Annotated in this window: 2 protein-coding genes; both read left to right on the top strand. The window is 59.4% G+C overall.

From position 1 onward, the window contains the following. Positions 1-539 (top strand): MFS transporter (locus EOA85_RS34300; protein WP_206523454.1); only part of this gene is annotated, 539 nt, incomplete at its 5' end. Between the two features lie 912 nt (positions 540-1,451). Then, on the top strand, positions 1,452-1,836 hold a 385-nt coding region (locus EOA85_RS34295), incomplete at its 3' end, for an autoinducer binding domain-containing protein (protein ID WP_206523453.1).

The following is a 1,836-nucleotide window of genomic DNA, read 5'->3' as shown; positions in this document are numbered from 1 at the left end:
GTTGGGTGTGGGGCACGGTGGCGCAGAATTACTCCCTGAACTTGGCGCTGGAGGGTTCCGCTGGAGCTCTGCTTTTGGTCGCTGCAGCCGGCGTCGTGTTTCCACTTCGTGAGCGCCACGACTCCGAGCCAGATCCTTTGGATGAATTCGACGCGCCAGCAGTCGCCCTCAAACTAAAGCCGAGAAGTGGTCCCATCGTGGTCAAGGTGGAGTACCTGATCGCCGAGCAAAATGTCGAGGTGTTCCTGGACCTCATGCGCGAGCGCCGCCATGTACACAGCCGCGTCGGTGCCCGGCGCTGGACGCTCCAGCGCAACCTTCAGCAGCCTCACCAATGGACAGAAGCATTCCAAACACCGACCTGGACCGACTACCTTCGCCTCAACCATCGTCTGACGACGGAAGATAAGGAACTGGACGAACAGATCTTTCGCCTGCACGCGGGAGAACTTCCACCTCAGATGACGCTTTGGATCGAGCGCCCGACAAGCCCGACCGGCAAGGCCGACCGGTCAACTTCCTATTTTCCTCGCCACTGATCATGCCGGGCCGTACATGCGCTCAATGAAAAGCTAAAAACCGTTAGATTCGGCGCAACCCACGTCAGAGCTCGCCCGGCGGCGGGAACGGTAACTCCGCGTGTTTCTGGGAATGTCAAGAGCGACCGCGACCTATCGCCGCGGCACCCTGCCGGTGTCCCTCTCCGCCAGAAGGGTCCATTTCGAAGCGCTGGATGGGGCGTGAGCTCGGCTTCGACTGTTATGCCTACCTCAACATCCAGCCAGTGCGGAGCTACGGAGTTGATACGCCTGCAGATCTGGAAAGAGCAAGGACCGTCTTGACTCTTGAACGGTAAGCGCCCGGCCTGGGTTGCCCGATCGAACGCGTCGGCAGTGACCGTGACCTCAAACAGGCAGCGTTCGGAAGCCTTGCCTACCTTGGACGGCCGACGCGGCTTGCTCGGTGTAAGGGGTCGGAACCCACCGGCGCCTACGCAACGCAGCCGAGTCCAGGAGGCGAAGGCCGCCGGTTGCGCGCAGCTGACGACCTATTCCGATCAAATCATAGTCTAGTCGTTGATGTGCGCTGTCGGCAGTTCTCGAGAAGCGAGTTGACAACCGGCGGCTTGGCTGAATACAGTTCCATCAAGAACATCATTGCTGTTCTTGATGTCCGCACGAGGCCCATGCGGAAAACTCTTCGACGACGGCGTCGTGCGTGGCGTGCCCTGCCGGTGTACCTCCCTATCGGCAGGGCACAGTTTTGCACTCCAGCACCCTGGATCGTCAGAGCGCCCGTAATCCAGGACGGGAGTGATCCGCATTTCCCGGGTCAGTTTTCAGCGGAAGTCAACAGCAGCAACAACGGCGAACGCCGAACAGGAGGTTCGAGTGTTGAGAACCTGGTTCCAGAAGTTGTCTGACATCTCGTCACTTGCGAGGACAGAGGCGATGTTGAAGGAAGCGCTCACCGATGCGGTCCGTGAGCTCGGCTTCGACTGTTATGCCTACTTGAACATCCAGCCAGTGCGGACCTACACGGTATCGAACTATGCAGTTGAGTGGCAGCAGCGTTATTTTGATCGCGACTACAAGGATATCGATCCGGTCGTCAAGACCGCGCGGACAACACTGGAGGCGTTTACGTGGGCGACCGTAACCCCGAGAAAGGTATCGTCTCGAGTTCGCGCCTTCTACGCTGAGGCGGGCGACTTCGGCATTCGGTCGGGCATCACGATCCCAATCCGGACAGCATTTGGTCACATGTCAATGCTGACTGTCGCATCGCACAAGCCGTCGCTGTCACTGGAGCGCGACATCGATCAGCTCGCGGCTG

Origin of the sequence: Mesorhizobium sp. M5C.F.Ca.IN.020.29.1.1, from assembly GCF_003997375.1 — a bacterium.
Classification (GTDB): domain Bacteria; phylum Pseudomonadota; class Alphaproteobacteria; order Rhizobiales; family Rhizobiaceae; genus Mesorhizobium; species Mesorhizobium wenxiniae.
The sequence above is the reverse complement of the archived record's forward strand: the minus strand, read 5'-3'. Positions and strand labels throughout refer to the sequence as shown.